Here is a 2,077-nt window from a genome sequence, read left to right as displayed (position 1 = left end):
TCAACAACAGCAAAATCAGCAACTCAATCAGCCAGCACCAGGAGAAAATCAACAACAGCAAAATCAGCAACTCAATCAGCCAGCACCCGAACAAAATCAACAAAACGCAACCCCAGAAGCGACAGAATCCCGCGTTTTAGTATCAGAGGTATTGGTTAGAAGTCAGACAGGGCAGCAATTATTACCGGAACTAGAAAACCAAGTTTACTCTTCGATTCGTACCCAACCAGGAAGGACAACAACGCGATCGCAACTACAGGAAGATATTAACGCTATCTTTGGTACTGGTTACTTCTCTAACGTCCAGGCAGTGCCAGAAGATACTCCATTAGGCGTGCGCGTCAGCTTCGTAGTGCAGCCCAACCCTGTCTTAACTAAAGTCCAAATCCAGGCAAATCCTGGCACAAATGTTCCCTCCGTACTGCCTGCTAACACTGTTGATGAAATCTTTAAAGAGCAATATGGCGGCATTCTCAACTTGCGTAGCTTGCAGGAAGGCATCAAGACTTTAACCAAGCGCTATCAAGACCAAGGTTATGTACTAGCAAACGTGGTAGGTGCGCCGCAAGTAGCAGAAAACGGAGTTGTCACCCTACAAGTAACAGAAGGGGTGGTAGAAGATATTCGCGTTAGATTCCGCAATAAAGACGGTCAAGATACAGACGATAAAGGACGACCAATCCGGGGTCGGACGCGAGACTATATCGTTAAGCGAGAATTGGAATTGAAGCCCGGACAAGTCTTTAACCGCAACACAGTACAAAAAGACTTGCAAAGGGTATTTGGACTCGGACTATTTGAAGATATAAATGTTTCCCTTGACCCAGGTACTGACCCTAGCAAGGTGGATGTAGTAGTGAATGTGGCTGAACGCAATAGTGGTTCCATCGCAGCAGGTGCGGGGATTAGTTCTGCCAGTGGGCTGTTTGGTACTATCAGCTATCAGCAGCAAAATTTAGGGGGAAGAAACCAAAAACTAGGTGCGGAGTTACAAGTAGGACAGAGAGAATTGCTGTTTGATTTGCGGTTTACAGACCCGTGGATTGCCGGCGATCCTAACCGCACTTCCTACACAGCGAATATTTTCCGCCGTAGGTCGATTTCGTTGATTTTTGATGGTGATGATGACAATATCGAAACCTTTAACGTCGGAAGACCAGATGAAGATGGCGATCGCCCGCGTGTTGTTCGTTTAGGTGGTGGTGTCACCTTTACTCGTCCTTTGTCCGGTAATCCCTTCAAAAATTCGGAATGGACAGCTTCAGCAGGTTTGCAGTATCAAAGAATTTCGATTACTGATTCTGATGGCGATGTCAGAAGGCTGGGACGAGTTGAGGATAGACCTAACGACATACTTGAACTAAGTCAATCTGGGGAAGGTAGAGACGACTTGCTGCTATTGCAATTAGGAGCCGCACGCGATCGCCGCAATAACGCTTTGCAACCGACCCAAGGTTCTTTTCTCCGCTTCGGGGTCGATCAATCAGTACCAGTGGGATTAGGCAGCATTTTCCTGACTAGATTCCGGGGTAGCTACAGCCAATATGTCCCCGTCAGATTTACAAACTTTAACAAAGGACCGCAAACCCTCGCTTTCAACATTCAAGGTGGAACCGTCCTAGGTGACTTACCTCCTTACGAAGCCTTTACCCTTGGTGGTAGCAACTCCGTCCGGGGCTATGAAGAAGGAGCATTAGGTAGTGGACGCTCTTATGTACAAGCATCCCTTGAATATCGCTTCCCTGTATTTTCCGTAGTTAGTGGCGCACTATTTTTTGATCTCGGTACTGACTTGGGAAGCAGCACTAGGTCAGCTGATTTACTGAACAAAAACGGCACTGGCTACGGCTACGGTTTAGGCGTGCGCGTCCAGTCCCCATTAGGACCGATTCGCGTTGACTACGGCATCAACGACGATGGCGACAGCCGGATCAACTTTGGGATTGGGGAAAGGTTTTAAGGAGTTAGTGGGTAATGGGGCATGGGGCATGGGGCATGGGGCATGGGGCATGGGGCATGGGGCATGGGGCATGGGGCATGGGGCATGGGGCATGGGGCATGGGGCATGGGGCATGGG

1 protein-coding gene is annotated in these 2,077 nt (G+C 48.7%); it reads left to right on the top strand.

Going from position 1 to position 2,077, the window contains the following annotated elements:
• The coding region (locus tag AABK37_RS41145; RefSeq protein ID WP_432557134.1) for a BamA/TamA family outer membrane protein at positions 1 to 1,960 on the top strand (1,960 nt) is incomplete at its 5' end.
• Between the last annotated feature and the right edge of the window lie 117 nt (positions 1,961 to 2,077).

The sequence above is a fragment of the Tolypothrix sp. VBCCA 56010 genome (assembly GCF_050875635.1).
Classification (GTDB): domain Bacteria; phylum Cyanobacteriota; class Cyanobacteriia; order Cyanobacteriales; family Nostocaceae; genus Hassallia.
Note: the sequence above shows the minus strand (reverse complement) of the source record. Positions and strands in the feature narration are given on the sequence as shown.